This is a genomic window from Terrabacter sp. LjRoot27, from assembly GCF_964254175.1.
Taxonomy (GTDB): domain Bacteria; phylum Actinomycetota; class Actinomycetes; order Actinomycetales; family Dermatophilaceae; genus Terrabacter.
In genome coordinates, this window is sequence record NZ_CAXUSS020000001.1 from 1203128 (window position 1) to 1221574 (window position 18447).

Here is an 18447-nt window from a genome sequence, read left to right on the forward strand (position 1 = left end):
TTGCGTCACGGGTGGAGCCCGGCGGAAAAAAGTTCTCGGATCGCTGTAACGCCCCCGCCCGCCCCACCGATGGAGGGGTCAGAAGAGGCGCCACTCGGACCCCCGAGCGAGTGGCGCCTCTCCTATGTCCGGGGCCCACCCGATGGCGTATGCGTGTGGCTGCGTCAGCGCGCCGGTGGCAGCACGACTCCGGGCCGTGGCGTCCAGCCCTAGACGACGTCGAAGAGCTCGGTGTGGATGCGTCTCGAGGGCACGCCGCGGTCCCCGATGATCTCGGTCGCGGCGGCCACCATCGGCCCCGGCCCGCAGACGAAGTAGTCGACGACCTCCTTGCTGCGACGCCGGGGGAGGGCCCGCTCGAGCACCTCCGCCGTGAACCGCCCGATCTCGCCGTCCCACTCGTCCGGTGGCTCCTCGAGGATCTCGACCACGTGGAGGTCGAGCCGCTCCTCGAGGTGCTCGCCGTCCGCCCGGTGGAGCAGGTCGTCGGCCGTGCGCCCGGCGACGACGAGCAGCACGGGCCGCTCGTCGCCCCGGTCGGCGAGGGTGCGGATCATGCTCAGCATCGGGGTGATGCCGACGCCACCGGCGATGAGGACGAAGCGGTCGGAGTGCAGGCCGTCGAGGGTGAACGACCCGTGCGGGCCGTCGATGAAGACGCTGCGCCCGGGACGCAGCCCCGCGATGATCTCGCTGAAGTCGCCCATGCCCTTGATCGTGAACTCCTTGCGCCAGGGCTCCGTCGCGGCCGAGGCGATGGTGAAGGGGTGCTCCTCGAAGACGTAGGGCGACGTGCCGATCTTGAGCCAGGCGAACTGGCCCGGCCGGAAGGCCACGCCGGGGTGGCCGGCGGCGTGCAGCACGAGCGTGGTCGCGGTGGACGAGACGGGCCGCACCTCGTCGACGACGTAGCGGTTGCGGTAGGAGCGCAGGGGGCGCCAGACCCAGCGGTGCAGGAAGGCGAGGACGAGGAGGAGGGCGAGGCCCTCGAACCAGAGGCGGGCCGACGGGAACCGGGTCAGGTCGTCGAGCCACAGCACGTGCAGGGCCGTCGCGAGGAGCACGACGTGGGCGAGCAGGACGTGGACGAGACGCCACCCCTCGTACCGCGGCCGCCGGCGCCGCCGGCTCAGGCCGAGGGCCACGACGCCCACGAGACACACCGTCGCGATGCTCGCGGCCCAGACCCGGGGTGGCGCCACCCGGAGGTCGAGCAGCGCGATCCCCGGGCCCGGCCGCAGGATGACGACGACGACGTGGGCGACGACGAGCGCCACCGCAGCGAGCGCGAGGGCGCGGTGGTTGCGCAGGAGCCGCTCGACGCCGAGGTATCCCGTCACCGGCCGGAAGCGGCTCGGCAGCACGAACGTCAGCACGAGCAGGGAGGCGGCCGCGAGGGCCGTGACGAGGGAGACCACGCGGAGCGGCCCTTGGTGCGCCCCGTCGGGGGCCGACCACAGGACCCACAGGGGCACGGCGACGGCCACGGCGACGAGCACTGCCCACAGCGCGGGGGCGAGTCGCCGCCGAGATGCTCCGCCCCTGCCGCCCCATCGCGTGCGTCGACCGCCGAGGGGGGTCGAGCCCACGATGACTCCATCCGGAGGCGGAAGATCCCCCGAGCGTAGGGAGAGGCCCGCACCCATGCCTCAAGCCCGGGTCAAGACACCCTTAAGCCGGGCGTCCGCGCCCTCACGCCCGTCGTGCCGTGACGAGGAGGTACTCCCAGCCCATCCGCCCGGCCGCGTCCATGTGGTCGCGGGCGAGCCCGAGGAGCGCGTCGTCGAGCGCTGCCACCGAGTCCGGTGAGTCGGCGATGCCGCGGTAGGTGACGATCGTCGGTCCGTAGGCCCGCTTGAAGAAGTCCCGGAAGTCCTCCGGTCGCTCGAAATGCACTGGGAGCGAGCGCTTCTCGGCAGAAAGGGACTCGACACGGTCGCCCAGGAGCTCATGCACGTGCTCCTCCTGGCCCCACAGCGGGGGCGGCTGCGCGCCGGGAGGCGGCGGGGCGGCATACGGCTTCATCGCCGCGAACATCTGCCCGATGAAGCCCTGCGGCGTCCAGCTGACGAGCCCCAGCGTGCCGCCGGGCCGCGCCACCCTGACGAGCTCGTCCGCCGCCGCCTGGTGGTGCGGCGCGAACATGACGCCGACGCACGACAGGACGACGTCGAAGGAGCCGTCGGCATACGGCAGGGCCTCGGCGTCGCCCTGCTCCCAGTCGATCTCGACTCCCGCCGCGGTGGCGAGCCGGCGACCGACGTCGAGCAGCTCGGGGGCGAGGTCGCTCGCGACGACGCGCGCGCCCGTCCGGGCGGCGGGGACCGCGGCGTTGCCGGTCCCCGCGGCGACGTCGAGGACGTCCTGTCCGGCCGTGACCCGGCAGGCGTCGACGAGGACGCGGCCGAGCTCCGGGATGATCTCCCGGGCCACGGCGGGGTAGTCGCCGAGGGCCCACATGGCGGCGTGCCGGGCCTTGAGCGCGGCGTCGGCGGCCGTGGCCTCCGGCGTCCGGGTGTGTGTGGTCATGCTCGTTCCCTCCATCGGTGACGGGCCCGGTGCGATCCGGTGGCCCGGCGACCCCCAGGGCCGTCTGTCTCCAGAGTCCGCGCCCACCGAGGCGGCCTCCAGTACACGAAGTGGACTGACGGGGTGCACGTCGAGGACCGATACTGGGCGGTGGGCCGCGGCGCACGACAGGGTCCGCGACCTCCGACCGGAGGTGGGGCATGGGACGACATGATCCGGGGGCGGGACAGTACTGCCCGATCTCGCGCACGCTCGACGTCGTGGGGGAGCGGTGGTCGCTGCTCATCCTGCGCGACATGCTGACCGGGACGACGCGCTTCAACGACCTCGCGCGCGGTCTGCCCGGGCTCTCGCGCACCCTCCTGACCAAGCGGCTGCGCCACCTCGAGCGCTTCGGCGTCGTCGAGCGGTCGGGCACGCGCTACGTGCTGACCACCTCGGGTCGGGCGCTCGAGCCGGTCGTCTTCGGCCTGGCGCAGTGGGGCGCCGACTGGATGTTCGGGGACCCTCAGCCGGAGGAGCTCGACGCCCAGCTGCTCGTCTGGTGGATGCACACGCGCGTCGACACCTCCGGCCTCGCCGGCGACCGGCACGTGCTCCACCTGCGCTTCGCCGACGACGCGCGCCGCTTCTGGATCCTCGTCGAGCACGGCACCCCGTCGGTGTGCATGACCGACCCGGGCTACCCCGTCGACGTGACGATCAGCAGCGACGTGGCGTCGTTGTATGCCGTGTGGCTCGGCCGTCTGCCCCTGACCACGGCGCTCCGGTCCGGACGTGTCCAGCTCGACGGGCCGACGGCCGTGACGCGCCGGCTCGACGAGGTGCTCCGGCTCAGCCCGGTGGCACCCTTCGTCGCCTCCATGCGGGCGACCCCGGCGTGACGCGGCGGTGAGCGCTCGGCCTCAGCAGCCGTCGGGTCCGCAGGCGACGGCGTCGGTCGCGTCGGTGGCGACCCCGGTCGCGACGGGCGCCAGCATGACGAGGGGGTGCGACTCCCGCCACGCCTGCTCGAGCGCCTGGGTGAAGAGCTCGGTGGGCTGGGCGCCGGAGACGCCGTACCTCTCGTCGAGCACGAAGAACGGAACGCCCCTGATCCCGAGGGAGTTCGCAGCGGTGATGTCGGCGACGACCGCGTCCCGCCAGGTGTGGGTCGCGAGGTCGCGCGCGACCTCGTCGGCGTCGAGCCCGGCCTCGGTGCCGATGCGCACGAGGACCTCCCGGTCGCCGATGTCCTCACCGTGCTCGAAGTGCGCCGACAGGAGCGCCTCCTTGACCTCGTCGCCGACGCCGCGATCCTTGGCGAGGTGGAGCAGCTCGTGCCCGGCGAAGCTGTTGGCCACGACGACGGACCCGAAGTCGTAGTGCAGGCCCTCGTCGGCGGCGATCGCCGTCACCTGGTCGAACATCTGGCTCACCTGGTCGCGCGACATCCCCTTGCGGTCGACGAGGTAGTCGAGCTCCGTGCCGTCGTGGTGGTCGGGCAGCGTCGGGTCGAGCTGGTAGCTGCGCCACTGCACCTCGACCTCGTCGCGGTGCGGGAACGCGGCGAGCGCCCTCTCGAAGCGACGCTTGCCGATGTAGCACCAGGGGCAGGCGATGTCAGACCAGATCTCGACCTTCATGCACCGCTCAACCACCGCGGTGCGGGATTGCTTCCCGCAGGTCAGGCGCGCGAGCCCTCGCCGGCGTCGCGGTCCTGGGTGTCGCGCTCGGGCGTGACGGGAGTGCCGGTGGCATCGGCCCGGGGGGCGTCGTCGGGGACGACGTCGCCGAGCGGGGCCCCGGCCCGGGGCGCCGGGGCCTCGGTGTTCTCGGGGAAGTGGCAGGCGACCTGGTGCAGGGGGGCGAGCTCGACGAGCGGCGGCTCCTGGGTCCTGCAGATCTCCTGCGCCTTCCAGCAGCGCGTGTGGAAGCGGCACGCCGGCGGCGGGTTGACCGGGCTCGGCACGTCGCCCTCGAGGCGGATGCGCTCGCGCTTGGTGCGTCGCTGCGTGTCGGGGATCGGCACCGCCGAGAGCAGCGCGGTCGTGTACGGGTGCATGGGCCGCGTGTAGAGCTCGTCGCGCTCCGCGATCTCGACGAGCTTGCCGAGGTACATCACCGCGACGCGGTCGGACATGTGCCGGACGACCGAGAGGTCGTGCGCGATGACGACGTAGGTCAGGCCCAGCTCGTCCTGGAGGTCCTCGAGCAGGTTGATGACCTGCGCCTGGATCGACACGTCGAGGGCCGACACGGGCTCGTCGGCGACGATGAGCTTGGGCTTGAGGGCCAGGGAGCGCGCGATGCCGATGCGCTGGCGCTGGCCACCCGAGAACTCGTGCGGGTAGCGGTTGTAGTGCTCGGGGTTGAGACCGACGAGCTCGAGGAGGTCCTGGACCTCGCGCTTGATGCCGTGCTCGGTCTTGATGCCCTGCAGGTGGTACGGCGCGCCGACGATGGTGCCGACCGTGTGTCGCGGGTTCAGCGACCCGTAGGGGTCCTGGAAGATCATCTGCACGTCGCGGCGCAGCGGCCGCAGCTTGCCGGCGGACCAGTGGGTGATGTCCTCGCCCTCGAGCAGGATCGTGCCGCCCGTCGGCTCGAGCAGGCGCGTCAGCATCCGTCCGGTCGTCGTCTTGCCGCAGCCGGACTCGCCCACGAGGGAGAGGGTCTCGCCGCGCGACACGTCGAACGTCAGGCCGTCGACCGCCTGGACGGCGCCGACCTGGCGCTGCAGCAGGCCACGCGTGATCGGGAAGTGCTTCGTCAGGCCGGAGACCTGCAGGAGCGACTCGCCCGCCTGCTTGGACGCGGTCGGCTTGACGTGGGTGGTGGTCACGATGGGGCTCCTGTGCTGAGGTCGCGAGGTGCGCGACCGGACGCGGCGTGGACGGACGGTGCGGGCATCACAACGTCGGCCTGATGTCGTTCTCCCAGATGGCGGTCCGCTCCTCGCGCGTGAGGTGGCACGCGGAGTAGTGCCCCGGGTACGTCTCGGCGAACGGTGGACGCTCGGTCTGGCTCAGCCCGTTCGTGCGGTCGGCGTAGGCGCAGCGCGGGTGGAACGGGCAGCCCGACGGCACGTTGATGAGACTGGGCGGGGCGCCCTTGATCGGGCGCAGGCGCTCGGTGCGCACCCGGTCGAGGCGGGGCATCGAGCTGAGCAGGCCCCACGTGTAGGGGTGCTGGGGCCGGGTGAAGACCTCGTCGGCGGTGGCGTACTCGACCGAGCGACCGGCATACATCACCATGATGTCGTCGGAGAGCTCGGCGACGACGCCGAGGTCGTGGGTGATGAGGATGACGGCCGAGTTGAACTCCGACTGGAGGTCGCGGATGAGGTCGAGGATCTGGGCCTGGACCGTGACGTCGAGCGCGGTCGTCGGCTCGTCGGCGATGAGCAGGTCGGGGTCGCACGACAGGGCCATCGCGATCATGGCGCGCTGGCGCATCCCGCCCGAGAACTGGTGCGGGTAGTCGTCGACGCGGCTCGACGGCTGGGGGATGCCCACGCGTCCGAGCATGTCGATCGCGTGCTTCTTCGCCACGGCCGTGCTGACCTTGTTGTGGATCCGGTAGGCCTCGATGATCTGGTGGCCCACCGTGTAGAAGGGGTGCATCGCCGAGAGCGGGTCCTGGAAGATCATCGCCATCCGCTTGCCGCGCAGCTCGCGGACCCGCTCGGCCTTGGCGCCGATGAGCTCGGTGTCGTCGAGCTTGATCGAGCCCGTCATGCGGACCGTGCCGGGCTTGTGCAGACCCATGATCGACATGCTCGTCACGCTCTTGCCCGAGCCGGACTCGCCGACGATGCCCAGCGTCTTGCCGCGGGCCACGTCGAACGAGAGCCCGTCGACGGACTTCACGACGCCGTCGTCGGTGGGGAAGTGGACGCGGAGGTCACGCACCGACAGGAACGCGTCGGCGGGAGGTGCACCCAGGCCTCCGATGCCGTCGAGGGTGTTGGGGGACGGGGTGCCCTTGTCGCTGCGGCGCGTCCGGTCGTCCGCGCGGGTCGTGGTCTCGTTGGTGGACTGGCTCATGAGGTGCGCACCCTGGGGTCGAGGACGGCGTAGAGGAGGTCGACGATGAGGCTCGCGAAGATGACGAACACGGCGCCGAAGAGGGTCACGCCGAGCACCTTCGGGAGGTCGTTGTTCGTGATCGCCTGCACGGCGTAGTAGCCGATGCCCTGGAGCGAGAACGTCGTCTCGGTCAGGACCGCGCCACCGAGGAGCAGGCCGAGGTCGAGTCCGAAGATCGTGAGGATCGGCGTCAGCGCCGAGCGCAGCCCGTGCCTGACGACGACGTCGTGCTCTTTGAGCCCCTTGGCGCGGGCCGTGCGGATGTAGTCCTCGTTCATCGTCTCGAGCATGCCGGCGCGGGTCAGGCGGGCGTACGAGGCCGCGTAGAGGAACGCGAGCGTGATCCAGGGCAGCAGCATGCGATGGACGAGGTCGAGCGGACTGGTGGCGTCCATCGGACTGGCGCCACCGGCATACGTCCATTTCAGGCCGTAGCTGAAGATCGTCAGCGAGAGCAGCCCGGTGAAGAAGATGGGGAGGGACACGCCGGCGAGGGCGATGCCCATGAAGCCGCGGTCGAGCGCGCTGCCGCGCTTGAGCGCGGAGATGACGCCGGTGCCGACGCCGCCGACGAGCCACAGGAACGCGGCGCCCGCCGCGAGGATCGCGGTGACGGGCAGCCGGTCGAGGATGTCGGGCAGCACCGGGTTCTGCGTGATGTAGGAGTAGCCGAGGCACGGCGCCGGGCAGTGGTCGATGCCGGCACCCGTGTCGTAGTCGGATCCCGTGAGGACGCCCTTGACGAACCGGCCGTACTGCACCCAGATCGGGTCGGTGAAGCCGAGCTTGATCGCCTGCGCGTGGATCTGGGCCTCGCCGGCGCTCTTGCCGACGTAGCGCGAGGCGAGGTCGTCCGCCGTGGCGCCACCGATGCGGGGCACGAGGAAGAAGATCACGAAGACGACCGCGCTCACGATGAAGAGCAGCAGGACGGCGGCGAAGAGCCGGCGGATCAGGTACGTCAGCACGATGTGGTGGCCGGACGCGGCGACGAGCAGCCTGTGGCTACCCGTCGCCGCGTCACGCCTTCACCTACTTTCGATGAAATGGTTCGAACCGGAGGGCCCGCGGAAGGGCCTGAGGGTCACGGGTTGGTGACGCCCGCCGCTGCGTAGTCGTAGTACGAGTAGCCGTCGTTGACGAAGACGTTCGACACGGTGTCGGGGCGGAAGAGCAGGGACTTGCCCCACACACCCGGGATCACCGAGGCTTTGTCCATGATGGTCTTGTCGATCTGACCCCACAGCGCCTCGCGCTTCGTGGTGTCGTTCTCCGACAGTGCCTGGTCGATCAGCTTGTCCACCTCGGGGATCTTGATGCCGAGGTTGGTGTTGCCGGCGGGCCGGATGACGCGGCTGTCGACGATCTGGCTCAGGAAGCCGAAGCCGTCGGGCCAGTCAGCGCCCCAGCTCATCACCATGAGGCCGAGCTTGTTGGACTTGGCGAAGTCCGGCTTGCCCGCGTAGAGCTTGAAGTAGTCACCGGCCGGGTAGGGCTTGAGCGTCAGCTTGATGCCCACCTTGGCGAGCGCCTGCTGCATCGACTCGGCGGCCGCCTTCTCCTTCGGGCGCTCCGGGCGGTACGAGATGTTCGTCTCGAAGCCGTTCGGCTGACCGCACTTGGCGAGCGCGGCCTTGGCCGAGTCGACGTCACCGGTCGGCTTGGACTTGGCGTTGAACAGGTCCATCTCCTGGAAGCCAGGGATGATCGGGGGCAGCAGGCCGGTGGCGATGTCGGCACCGACGTTGCCGCCGTAGGCGCGCTGGTAGCCCGTCTTGTCGTAGGCGAAGATGACGGCCTTGCGGCAGTCGATGTTGTCGAACGGCGCGACGTCGGTGTTGATCTGCGTGTAGCTCGTACGTGCCGTGACGACGTTGTCCGTCTTGGCCTTGAGCGCCGGGTCGGCGAGGATCTTGCCCTGCGCGGCGGCCTGGACGCCGGTGCCGGCGAGGTCGATGTCGAGGTCACCGGCCATGAGGCGGTTGTCGAGGTCGGCGGCGTTGACGCCGATCTCGACGGTGATCTTGTCCGGGAGCGCCTTGCGGCCGGTGTCCGGGTCGGTCGCGGGGTCGTACTGGTCGTTGCGGACGAGCTCGATGCGCTTGCCCGTCTGGTAGACCGAGAACTTGTACGGTCCGCTCGCGACGTAGGCCTCCTTGTACTTCGTGCCGGTGTCCTTCGCCTGCGGCACCGGGGCCGTGGCGGGGAGCTGGGCGAAGTAGTCGAAGCCGGCGAAGGGCGTCTTCAGCTTGAAGACGATCGTCTTGTCGTCGGGCGTCTCGATCGACTTGAGGTTGTCGAGGTTCTTGTCCTTGTAGACCGAGTAGTCGGCCGGGACGTCGGCGAGGAAGTCGTTGAAGTACGTCGGGCCGTTGGGGAAGGTCCCCTTGTCGAGCTGGCGCGCGACGCCGTACTTGATGTCCTTGCTCGTGATCGGGGTGCCGTCCTGGTACTTCAGGCCGTCACGAAGGGTGTAGGTCCACGTCTTGTTGTCGGCGCTCGGCTTGCCGAGACCCGTCGCGAGGTCTCCGACGAGCTGGTTGCCCTCCTGTCCCGGAGCCGCCTTGAAGGCGACCAGGGTGCGCGCGTAGTTGCGCAGGAAGTCCCACGAGAGGCCGTAGTAGGTGTCGCCCGTGTCGACGGAGTCCCAGTCGCTCGAGATGCCGAAGCGCAGCGTGCCGCCCTTCTTGTCCGTGGGACGGACGATGGCCTTGAGCGCCGCGTCCGCTGCCGGAGCCGCGCCTGCGTTGCCCCCGCCGCCGCCACCGGTGGTCGAGGTGCCCGGGGTCTGGCTGCCGGCACAGGCAGACAGCCCCAGAGCGAGGGCGGCCGCGGTTGCGACCACCATCACGCGTGTGTTCTTCATGAGTGGATGCGCTCCTTCGTGTTGCGGGATGCGGGCTGCGGTGGGTTACCGAGACCGCGGATCGAGGGCGTCACGCAGGCCGTCCCCGAAGAGGTTGAAGGCCAGCACCGTCACGAAGATGGCGAGGCCGGGCCAGAGCATGAACCAGGGGTCGATCTGGTACCACTGGGCGGCATCGGAGAGCATGCCGCCCCAGGTGGCGCGCGGGGGCTGCACCCCGACGCCGAGGAACGAGAGGCCGGCCTCGAAGAGGATGTTGCTCGGGATGAGCAGCGTCGCGTAGACGAGGATCGGCGCCATGAGGTTGGGCAGCAGCTCCTTGAAGAGGATGTAGGGCGTGCGTGCCCCGAGGCTGCGTGCGGCATCGACGAACTCGCGCTCGCGCAGCGACAGCGTCTGGCCGCGCACGATGCGGCCGATGTAGGGCCAGTTGAAGAAGCCGATGATGAAGACGATGACCGAGATGCGCAGCGCGTCGCCCTTGAGCCCGAACGCCTCGTCGGGCACGACGCCGGCGAGCGCCAGGGCGAAGACGAGGAGCGGGAAGGCGAGGAAGACGTCCATCGTGCGGCTGATCAGGGTGTCGATGGCCCCGCCGAAGAAGCCGGCGACGACGCCGAGGATGGTGCCGATGACCACGGAGAGCAGCGTCGCGAGGAAGGCGATGAGCAGCGAGATCTGCGAGCCGTAGATGACGCGGCTGAAGATGTCGCGGCCGTTGACCGGCTCGAGGCCGTAGAGGAAGTCCCACGACATGCCGCCGTAGGGGCCGATCGGGATCTGGGTGTTGGGGTCGATGAGCTCCTGGTGGAACTCGTTCGGCGGGTGCCCGAGCAGGCCGACGACGAGCGGGGCGGCGATCGCGACGACGATGAGGAAGAGGACGAAGATGCCACCCGCGAGCGCGACCTTGTCGCGCTTGAGGCGGGTCCAGGCGATCTGGCCGAGCGACCTGCCCTCGATGCGCTTCTCGCCCTGCAGGACGGACTCGGGCTCAGCCGAGGTCGCGCCGGGCTCGAGCTCAAGGGGAGTGCTCATGGATGCCGTCACCTCCGGGTCGTGATCGGTGCCGGAGACCGGGTCGGCCCTCCGACATGCTGGGTAGCAGCCGCAACCTACCGCCCCCGCGACCGCGCGCTTCATCATTCAGCGGTGCGACACGGTCAGCAACCGACTTGGCCGAATCGTGACGCGGAGGAGATCTTCCGGCGACCTGGCCCGCACGACGGGAAGATCGCCCGCCGCCGCGGCGCTGCCTCGGGAGCCGGTCCGGAGGGATGACGGCCTGCCATGAGCGGGACCGCGACAGCCCGACGACAGCGACGGAGCCCCCTCCGAGCGGGCTCGGAGGGGGCTCGTACGAGACTCCCAGCGGGTGTCCGGCGGAGCGGGTCGCGGACGCGGCCGTACGCGTGCGGCGCGCCCGGGACGGACGCGCGCTAGGCGTCGGTCTCGTCGTCGAACTGTCCGAGGACGCGCTCGAGGAGGTCCTCCATCGTCACGAGACCGATGGTCGCGGGCGGAGCGTCGACGAGGACGAGCTGGACGTGCTGCGCCCGCATCGCCGACACCGCGTCGAGCAGCGACAGGTCGGCGTCGACGTGGACCGCCGGCGCCGTGACGGTCGTGACGGGCGCCCCGGGAGCGGCGCGCACGATGTCGCGCACGTGGGCGATGCCGACCGGCGTGTCGCCCTCCCGGACGACGAGCCGCGAGCGACCGGTGTCGCGGGAGACGGCCTCGGCCTGCGCGCAGGTCGCGGTCGTGGCGACCCCGACGGCCCGCTCGATCGGCACGAGGACCTCGCTGACCGGTGTCGTGTCGAGGTCGATGGCGCCGGCGAGGACGCGGTGCTCGGGCTCCGCGAGCATGCCGTGGTCCTTCGAGCTCGCGATGAGCAGCTGCAGCTCCTTGGGGCCGTGGACCTGGCCGAGCTCGTCCTGCGGCGTCACGCCGACGAGGCGCAGGCAGCCGTTGGCCATGGCGTTGAGCAGGCTGAGCGCCGGACGCATGACCCACGCGAAACCGCGGAACGGCAGCGCCAGCAACACTGCCGACCGCTCGGGGTGGGCGATGGCCCACGACTTCGGCGCCATCTCGCCGACCACCATGTGCAGGAAGACGACGATGCCGACGGCCAGCACGACCGAGACGACGTATGCCGCCGCCTCGGGGACGCGGACTAAGGTGAACACCGGGGTCAGCAGCTCCGCCACGGCCGGCTTGGCCAGTGAGCCCAGTCCCAGGGTGCACAGCGTGATGCCGAGCTGGGCGCCCGCGAGCATGAGCGACAGCTCGCGGCTGCCGCGTACGGCGGCCCGCGCCGCGACGCTGCCGCGCTCGGCGAGGTCCTCGAGCCGGTGGCGCTTGCTCGCCACGAGGGCGAACTCCGCGGCGACGAAGAACGCGTTGAGGACGAGGAGCAGGAGCGAGACGAGCAGGGCGGTCGTCATCGGCCCGCCTCCGTCCGCGTGTCGGCCGTCCGGTCGGTCGCATCGCCACCGGACGCGCCCGCCCCGTCGACGTCGGAGCCCGAGTCGAGTGCCTCGAGGTCGGACATGAGGTCGAGCACCTCGACCCGCACCGACGACGGGACGTGACGCTCGACGGCCTCGACGGTCAGGCGGACCGAGACCGGCAGGTGCCGGTGCTCCGGCTCGCGGTCGTCGCGGTCGTCGCGGTCGTCGCGGTCGTCGTGGCCGTCACGGCCGGACGGCGGGCCGGCCGCCGGGTCCTCGGAGCCGCCGGCGTCATCGGGGGCCGGGGATCCGGCGTGCGCGCTGTCGAACGTGTCGTCCGTGTCGTCGGCGCCGGGCGCCTCGTCCACGTGGTCGCTCAGGTGACGGTCCGGCACGACCTCGCGGCGCGCCTCGACGTGGACCACGTCACCGACGACGGCCGTGCGGCCCAGGTCCTCGAGGATGAGCCCGCTGATGGTGGAGTACTCGTCGCTGCTCGCGAGGCGCAGCTCGGTCGCCGTGTCGAGCTCGTCGAGGCGCAGGTGGCCCGGGACGAGCCACGTGTCGGTATCGGTCTCGACGACGCCGGGCTCCGGGGTGTCGTCCTCGTCGAGGATCTCGCCGACGACCTCCTCGGCGATGTCCTCGAAGGTGACGATGCCGGCGAAGCCGCCGTGCTCGTCGACGACGACGGCCAGCTGCCGGTGGTCGGCCCGGATCTGCTCGAGGACGCGGGGCAGGGGAGCGCTCGTCGGCACGACCGTCGGGTCCGAGACCACCGAGCCGACGGTCGTCGTGGTGCGCCGTTCGGGCTCCACGGCCAGGACCTCGGCGATGCCCGCGACACCGACGATGTCGTCGCCGTCGCGGCCGGTCACCGGGAAGCGGGACCAGCCGGTGTCGAGCAGGTCGACGAGAGCCGAGACCGGGGCGTCGGCGTGGATGGTCGTGACGCGCACGCGTGGTGTCATGACGTCACCGGCGTCGAGCTCGCGGAAGCGCAGGCCGCCCTCGAGCACCTCCGACAGGTCGTCGTCGAGCAGTCCGCCCGCGTGCGACTCGTCGATGATCCGGGTGAGGTCCTCGGCCGTCGCACCCTGCTCGAGCTCCTCGACCGGCTCGATGCCGACCCTGCGGAGCAGGGTCGTGGACGAACGGTCGAAGAGTCGTACGACCGGCCCCGCGACCTTGAGGTAGAAGAGCGTCGAGCGGCTGAGGGACCGGGCGAGGGGCACCGTCCGCGCGATGGCGAGGTTCTTGGGCGCGAGCTCGCCGAAGACCATCTGCACGACGGTGGAGAAGACGAGGACGGCGGTGACGGAGAGGCTCAGCCGGGCGGCATACGACATCGAGGGGTCGAGCAGCTCGGCGATGCCGGCGCCGACGAGGGGCTCGGAGACGTAGCCGACGAGCAGGGCCGTCACCGTGATGCCGAACTGGGCGGCCGAGAGGGTGAACGACAGCTGCGACGTGACGCGCAGGGCGCGCTCGGCCGGGGCGTCGCCCTCGGCCGCGAGCTGCTTGAGGGCGTTGCGGTCGACGGCGACGTAGGCGAACTCCTGGGCCACGAAGTAGCCGGTCGCCGCGGTCAGGGCGAGGATCAGCAGGATGCCCAGGCCGATGCCGAGGGCGGTGCTCATGCGATCACCACCCGGGTGAGCGAGTGGTGCGTCTGGGGCGGCCGGATCGGGTCCGGCCAGGGACTATGGCCCTCCCGGGACTCGGCACGCGAGTCGGAGCGTGAGTGGGATCGCATGAGGCAATCCTAAGTTATGGACGCGGGCGGTCCACGGGTCGACGCCCAGCGGACGTCCAGACCACGTCCAGACGACGCCCTGCCGACGCCCAACCGACGTCCACCAGGCGTCCGACGGTGTTCAGGCGGTCGCGGTCGCGCCCCGGCGCGCGGCCTCCTGGCTGATCTGGTGCGCGAGCTCGACGTCGAGCTGGGTCAGGCCGCCCTCGGAGTGGGTCGAGAGCGCGAAGGCGACCGTGCGCCACCGGATGTCGATGTCGGGGTGGTGGTCCATCGTCTCCGCGGCTGCCGCGACCTCCTGCACGAGCGCGATGCCGCCCAGGAAGTCCGGCGCCTCGAAGGAGGCCCGGATGGTGTCGTCGTCACGCGTCCAGTCGGGCAGGTCGCCCAGCTGGCGCTCGATCTCCTCGTCGGTGAGCCGTCGTGTCATGCCACCAGTAAACGCCCCACGGTGCGCGCACGCGGTCGCCCGGTCGTCGCGGTCATCCTGCTGTGGCACCATCGGTGGCGCCATGAGCAGCCCAGACCCCGTCCAGCACCCGGTTCGCCTCGTCGTCGGGGCCGCCGTCGTCGACGACCTGGAGCGCCCGACCCGGCTGCTGTCGGCCCGTCGCACCGAGCCCTCGGCGCTCGCCGGCGGCTGGGAGCTGCCCGGTGGCAAGGTCGACGAGGGTGAGTCCCCTCTGTCGGCCCTGCACCGCGAGCTCCTCGAGGAGCTCGGCGTCCGCGTGCGCCTGGGAGCGCACGTGCCCGGTCCGAGGCCGGGCTCCACGTGGCCGCTGGGCGACCGGTACGAGATGCTGGTGTGGCTGGCCGAGGTCGTCGAGGGCAGGCCCGAGCCCCTCGAGGACCACGACGAGCTGCGGTGGCTCGAGGGGAACGACCTCCGGGCCGTCGCCTGGCTCCCGGCCGACCTGCCCATCGTCGAGCGGCTCGAGCAGATGCTCCAGGCGCCCCCCGCGCCCGAGCCGGACACCCGAAGCGCCTCCTGAACCACACGAGACCCACCCACGACGCCGTGGTCCGAACCACCCTCGAAACCCTGAGAGACTGTCCCTCATGCCCATGAAGACCCGCGCGGACATCCGCAACGTCGCCATCGTCGCCCACGTCGACCACGGCAAGACCACCCTCGTCGACAAGATGCTCTGGCAGTCCGGCGCGTTCGGCGAGCACCAGCACGTCGACGAGCGCGCGATGGACTCCGGTGACCTCGAGCGCGAGAAGGGCATCACGATCCTCGCGAAGAACACCGCGGTGCACTACACGGGCAAGGCCGCCCAGGACCGCGGTCTCGACGACGGCGTCACGATCAACATCATCGACACCCCCGGCCACGCCGACTTCGGTGGTGAGGTCGAGCGCGGCCTGTCGATGGTCGACGGTGTCGTCCTGCTCGTCGACGCGTCCGAGGGCCCGCTGCCCCAGACCCGCTTCGTGCTGCGCAAGGCCCTCGCCGCGAAGATGCCGGTCATCCTCTGCATCAACAAGGTCGACCGTCCCGACTCGCGCATCGCCGAGGTCGTCGACGAGGCCTACGAGCTCTTCCTCGACCTCGACGCGACGGAGGAGCAGATCGACTTCCCCATCGTCTACGCGTCGGCCAAGGCAGGCCGCGCATCGCTCGAGCGCCCCGACAACGGTGGCCTCCCCGAGGGCGAGGACCTCGAGGCCCTCTTCGAGACCATCCTCCAGACGATCCCCGCGCCGACCTACGACGACGAGGCGCCCCTGCAGGCGCACGTCACCAACCTCGACGCCTCCAACTTCCTCGGCCGCCTCGCCCTGCTCCGTGTCTTCAACGGCACGATCAAGAAGGGCCAGCAGGTCATGTGGTGCCGCCACGACGGCTCGCAGCAGCGGGTCAAGATCACCGAGCTGCTCATGACCGAGGCGCTCGAGCGCAAGCCGGCCGAGCAGGCGGGCCCGGGCGACATCATCGCCGTGGCCGGCATCCCCGAGATCACCATCGGCGAGACGCTCGCCGACCCCGAGAACCCGGTCCCGCTGCCGCTCATCACGGTCGACGAGCCCGCGATCTCGATGACCATCGGCACCAACACGAGCCCGATGGTCGGCCAGGTCCGCGGCTCGAAGGTCACGGCGCGCATGGTCAAGGACCGCCTCGACAAGGAGCTCATCGGCAACGTGTCGCTGCGCATCCTCAACACCGAGCGACCCGACGCCTGGGAGGTCCAGGGCCGTGGCGAGCTCGCGCTCGCCATTCTCGTCGAGCAGATGCGCCGCGAGGGCTACGAGCTGACCGTCGGCAAGCCGCAGGTCGTCACGCGCGAGGTCGACGGCAAGGTGCACGAGCCCGTCGAGCGCCTCACGATCGACACCCCCGAGGAGTTCCTCGGCGCGATCACGCAGATCATGGCCGCCCGCAAGGGCCGCATGGAGCAGATGACCAACCACGGCACGGGCTGGATCCGCATGGAGTTCCTCGTGCCCAGCCGTGGCCTCATCGGCTTCCGCACCGAGTTCCTCACCGAGACGCGCGGCACGGGCATCGCCCACCACGTCTTCGAGGACTACGAGCCGTGGTTCGGCGCCATCACGACCCGCACGAGCGGCTCGCTCGTCTCCGACCGCAAGGGCGTCGTCACGTCCTATGCGATGGTCAACCTCCAGGAGCGCGGCACGCTCTTCGTCGACCCGACGACGGAGGTCTACGAGGGCATGATCGTCGGCGAGAACTCCCGCGCCGACGACATGGACGTCAACATCACCAAGGAGAAGAAGCTCACCAACGTGCGCGCCTCCTCCTCGGACAACTTCGAGAAGATCGTGCCGCCGCGCAAGCTGAGCCTCGAGCAGAGCCTCGAGTTCTGCCGCGAGGACGAGTGCGTCGAGGTCACGCCCGAGTCGGTCCGCATCCGCAAGGTCGTCCTCGACGCCGGCGAGCGCGCCCGAACGGCGTCCCGTGCGCGTTCGGCGGCGAAGGCCGAGGGCTGACCGAGCCGTGCGCAACGTGGTGCGCGGGCTGAGGAGGTCGTCGGCCGTCGCGGTCGTCGCTGCCGTCCTGGCAGCGGGCGCCGCGGCGTGCACGGGGTCGAGCGACCCCACGAGCACCCAGGGAGCCCTGGGGGCCGCCCCGTCGGCGTCGGCGGGGCAGCCCCAGCCGGGCGGCACCCTGCAGGTCCTCGTCTCGGGCACCATCGCGACGTGGGACCCGCAGCTGATGTACGTCGGGCCCGAGGCGTTCTTCGCCCAGCGCACCTTCGCCCGCGGCCTCACGGCATACGGCACGGGTGAGCACCAGCGCGACGTCGAGGCCGACCTCGCCACCGACACCGGCACCCCGAGCGACGGCGCGCGCACGTGGTCCTTCACCCTGCGCGAGGGGCTGACCTGGCAGGACGGCTCGCCGATCACGTGCGACGACGTGCGCCACGGCGTCGCCCGCACCTTCGACCGCCGCACCCACGTCGGCGGCACGAACTACGCGAGCTACCTGCTCGCCATGCCGACGAAGGTGACGCCCGAGGGCCTCGAGAAGCCCGTCTACGCCGGGCCGTCCGACGCGGCCCACCAGTCCGACTTCGACCGGGCCGTGTCGTGCAAGGGCCGCACCATCACCTTCCGGCTGCGCGACGCCGAGCCCGACTTCCCGCACATCGTGGCCCTGCCCGAGTTCGCACCGCGCAAGGTGTCGTCCGACACCAGGAGCGACAAGGCGTCGTATGCCGTCATGTCGAGCGGCCCCTACCGGCTCAAGGAGCCGTGGGTCGTCGGCAAGGGCGGCACCTTCGTGCGCAACGAGCACTGGGACCCGCGCACCGACCCGATCCGGCAGGCCTACCCCGACGAGATCCACGTGACCTCCGGGCTGGGGGAGTCGACGGTCATCCAGCGGCTGCTCAACCAGCAGGACGACGACGCGTACGCCGTGTCGTGGGTCCAGGCGAGCCCCACCCTGCGCAACCAGGCGGGCACCGCCCTCCAGGCGCGGCTCACCTTCCCCTACACCGGCAACGTCGACTACCTCGCCGTCAACATGCGCAGCAAGGTCATGTCCGACCCGGCGGTGCGCAAGGCGCTGTCCCTCTCGACGAACCGGGCGACCTACGTCACCGCGACCGGCGGCGAGGGCGCGGGCACCCCGACGTGGTCGGTCCTGTCCCCGACGGTCGATCCCGAGTCCGTCACGCCCCCGCCCGGCCTCGGGGTCGAGGGCGACCCCGAGGGCGCCCGGAAGGTGCTCCAGCAGGCCCGCGTGAAGCTCCCCGTCCCGCTGCGCGTCGTCTACGCCCGTTCCGTGCTCGGCGACAAGGCGTATGCCGCCCTCGCCGCCGGGTGGGAGCGCGCGGGCTTCGAGGTGGAGCTCACGGGCGTGCCGCCCGAGGAGTACTACGAGACGATCGAGAAGCCGACGTCGGTCGACTCCTACGACGTCTTCCGCGGGGTGTGGACGCCGGACTGGCCGTCCGCCGGAGGGGTGCTGCCCGCGCTCTTCGACCCGCGCATCAACATCGACTCGTCGGGTCCGGGCCAGGACGTCGGCTACTTCAGCAGCGACGCCGTCGACGCGCTCATCGACAAGGCCGACGTCACCGCCGACCCGGCCGCACGGGCCACGGTGTGGGAGCAGGCCGACCGGGCGATCCGCGACGAGGGCGGCTACATCGCGCTGTCGGCGACGAAAGCCCTCTACCTGCACGGCGCCGGCGTCAAGATCTACGAGGACCACAGCGTGGGCGGCATCGTCGACCTCGCCACCGTGTCCGTGCGCTGACGCGCTGACGCGCTGACGCGCTGACACGC

At 70.9% G+C, this 18447-nt stretch carries 15 protein-coding genes; 4 read left to right on the plus strand and 11 right to left on the minus strand.

Translation table 11 applies throughout. The features are described 5' to 3' along the window. Positions 1-209: 209 nt before the first annotated feature. Positions 210-1499 carry a ferredoxin reductase family protein gene (locus ACSQ2D_RS05660; protein ID WP_435985006.1) on the minus strand — a complete coding sequence of 430 codons (1290 nt, stop codon included), beginning with the start codon at positions 1497-1499 and terminating at the stop codon, positions 210-212. 193 nt (positions 1500-1692) lie between these two features. Next, entirely contained in the window at positions 1693-2529 is an 837-nt protein-coding gene (locus ACSQ2D_RS05665) for a class I SAM-dependent methyltransferase (protein ID WP_435985007.1), read from the minus strand. A gap of 200 nt (positions 2530-2729) precedes the next feature. Between ACSQ2D_RS05665 and ACSQ2D_RS05670 the strand changes: the two genes are divergently transcribed. Next, positions 2730-3413 (plus strand): winged helix-turn-helix transcriptional regulator, encoded by a 684-nt coding sequence (locus ACSQ2D_RS05670; RefSeq protein WP_435985008.1) that lies wholly within the window; start codon positions 2730-2732, stop codon positions 3411-3413. A 21-nt stretch (positions 3414-3434) separates the two neighbouring features. Here ACSQ2D_RS05670 and ACSQ2D_RS05675 read toward each other — a convergent pair whose 3' ends face one another. The 9 genes from ACSQ2D_RS05675 to ACSQ2D_RS05715 form a co-directional block, all read right to left on the minus strand. Beyond that, the gene (locus tag ACSQ2D_RS05675) at positions 3435-4154 is read right to left on the minus strand and encodes a DsbA family oxidoreductase (RefSeq protein ID WP_435985009.1); all 720 of its coding nucleotides are present in this window, start codon (positions 4152-4154) and stop codon (positions 3435-3437) included. 41 nt (positions 4155-4195) lie between these two features. Beyond that, positions 4196-5353 carry an ABC transporter ATP-binding protein gene (locus tag ACSQ2D_RS05680; protein ID WP_435985010.1) on the minus strand — a complete coding sequence of 386 codons (1158 nt, stop codon included), beginning with the start codon at positions 5351-5353 and terminating at the stop codon, positions 4196-4198. A 67-nt stretch (positions 5354-5420) separates the two neighbouring features. Further along, complete coding sequence (locus ACSQ2D_RS05685; protein ID WP_435985011.1) at positions 5421-6557, minus strand: ABC transporter ATP-binding protein; 1137 nt, start codon at positions 6555-6557, stop codon at positions 5421-5423. Beyond that, a complete protein-coding gene (locus tag ACSQ2D_RS05690; RefSeq protein WP_435985012.1) occupies positions 6554-7567 on the minus strand; it encodes an ABC transporter permease in 1014 nt (337 codons plus the stop codon). The genes ACSQ2D_RS05685 and ACSQ2D_RS05690 overlap by 4 nt, the downstream gene beginning before the upstream one ends. 116 nt (positions 7568-7683) lie before the next feature. Beyond that, entirely contained in the window at positions 7684-9465 is a 1782-nt protein-coding gene (locus ACSQ2D_RS05695; protein WP_435985013.1) for an ABC transporter substrate-binding protein, read from the minus strand. A gap of 45 nt (positions 9466-9510) precedes the next feature. Beyond that, on the minus strand, positions 9511-10503 hold the full coding sequence (locus ACSQ2D_RS05700) for an ABC transporter permease (protein WP_435985014.1): 993 nt from the start codon (positions 10501-10503) through the stop codon (positions 9511-9513). Positions 10504-10904: 401 nt separating this feature from the next. After that, positions 10905-11918: a hemolysin family protein gene (locus ACSQ2D_RS05705; protein ID WP_435985015.1), complete on the minus strand. Its 1014-nt coding sequence runs from the start codon at positions 11916-11918 to the stop codon at positions 10905-10907. Beyond that, entirely contained in the window at positions 11915-13564 is a 1650-nt protein-coding gene (locus tag ACSQ2D_RS05710; protein ID WP_435985016.1) for a hemolysin family protein, read from the minus strand. Before ACSQ2D_RS05710 ends, ACSQ2D_RS05705 begins: the two co-directional genes overlap by 4 nt. Before the next feature lie 237 nt (positions 13565-13801). Beyond that, the gene (locus tag ACSQ2D_RS05715) at positions 13802-14110 is read right to left on the minus strand and encodes a 4a-hydroxytetrahydrobiopterin dehydratase (protein WP_435985017.1); all 309 of its coding nucleotides are present in this window, start codon (positions 14108-14110) and stop codon (positions 13802-13804) included. Positions 14111-14192: 82 nt separating this feature from the next. Here ACSQ2D_RS05715 and ACSQ2D_RS05720 point away from each other — a divergent pair, with 82 nt between their 5' ends. The 3 genes from ACSQ2D_RS05720 (at position 14193) to ACSQ2D_RS05730 (ending at position 18418) form a co-directional block, all read left to right on the plus strand. Next, positions 14193-14672: a (deoxy)nucleoside triphosphate pyrophosphohydrolase gene (locus tag ACSQ2D_RS05720; RefSeq protein WP_435985018.1), complete on the plus strand. Its 480-nt coding sequence runs from the start codon at positions 14193-14195 to the stop codon at positions 14670-14672. 67 nt (positions 14673-14739) lie between these two features. Then, positions 14740-16638: a translational GTPase TypA gene (gene typA, locus ACSQ2D_RS05725; protein WP_435985019.1), complete on the plus strand. Its 1899-nt coding sequence runs from the start codon at positions 14740-14742 to the stop codon at positions 16636-16638. A gap of 7 nt (positions 16639-16645) precedes the next feature. After that, positions 16646-18418 carry an ABC transporter substrate-binding protein gene (locus tag ACSQ2D_RS05730; protein WP_435985020.1) on the plus strand — a complete coding sequence of 591 codons (1773 nt, stop codon included), beginning with the start codon at positions 16646-16648 and terminating at the stop codon, positions 18416-18418. The last annotated feature ends 29 nt before the right edge of the window (positions 18419-18447 follow it).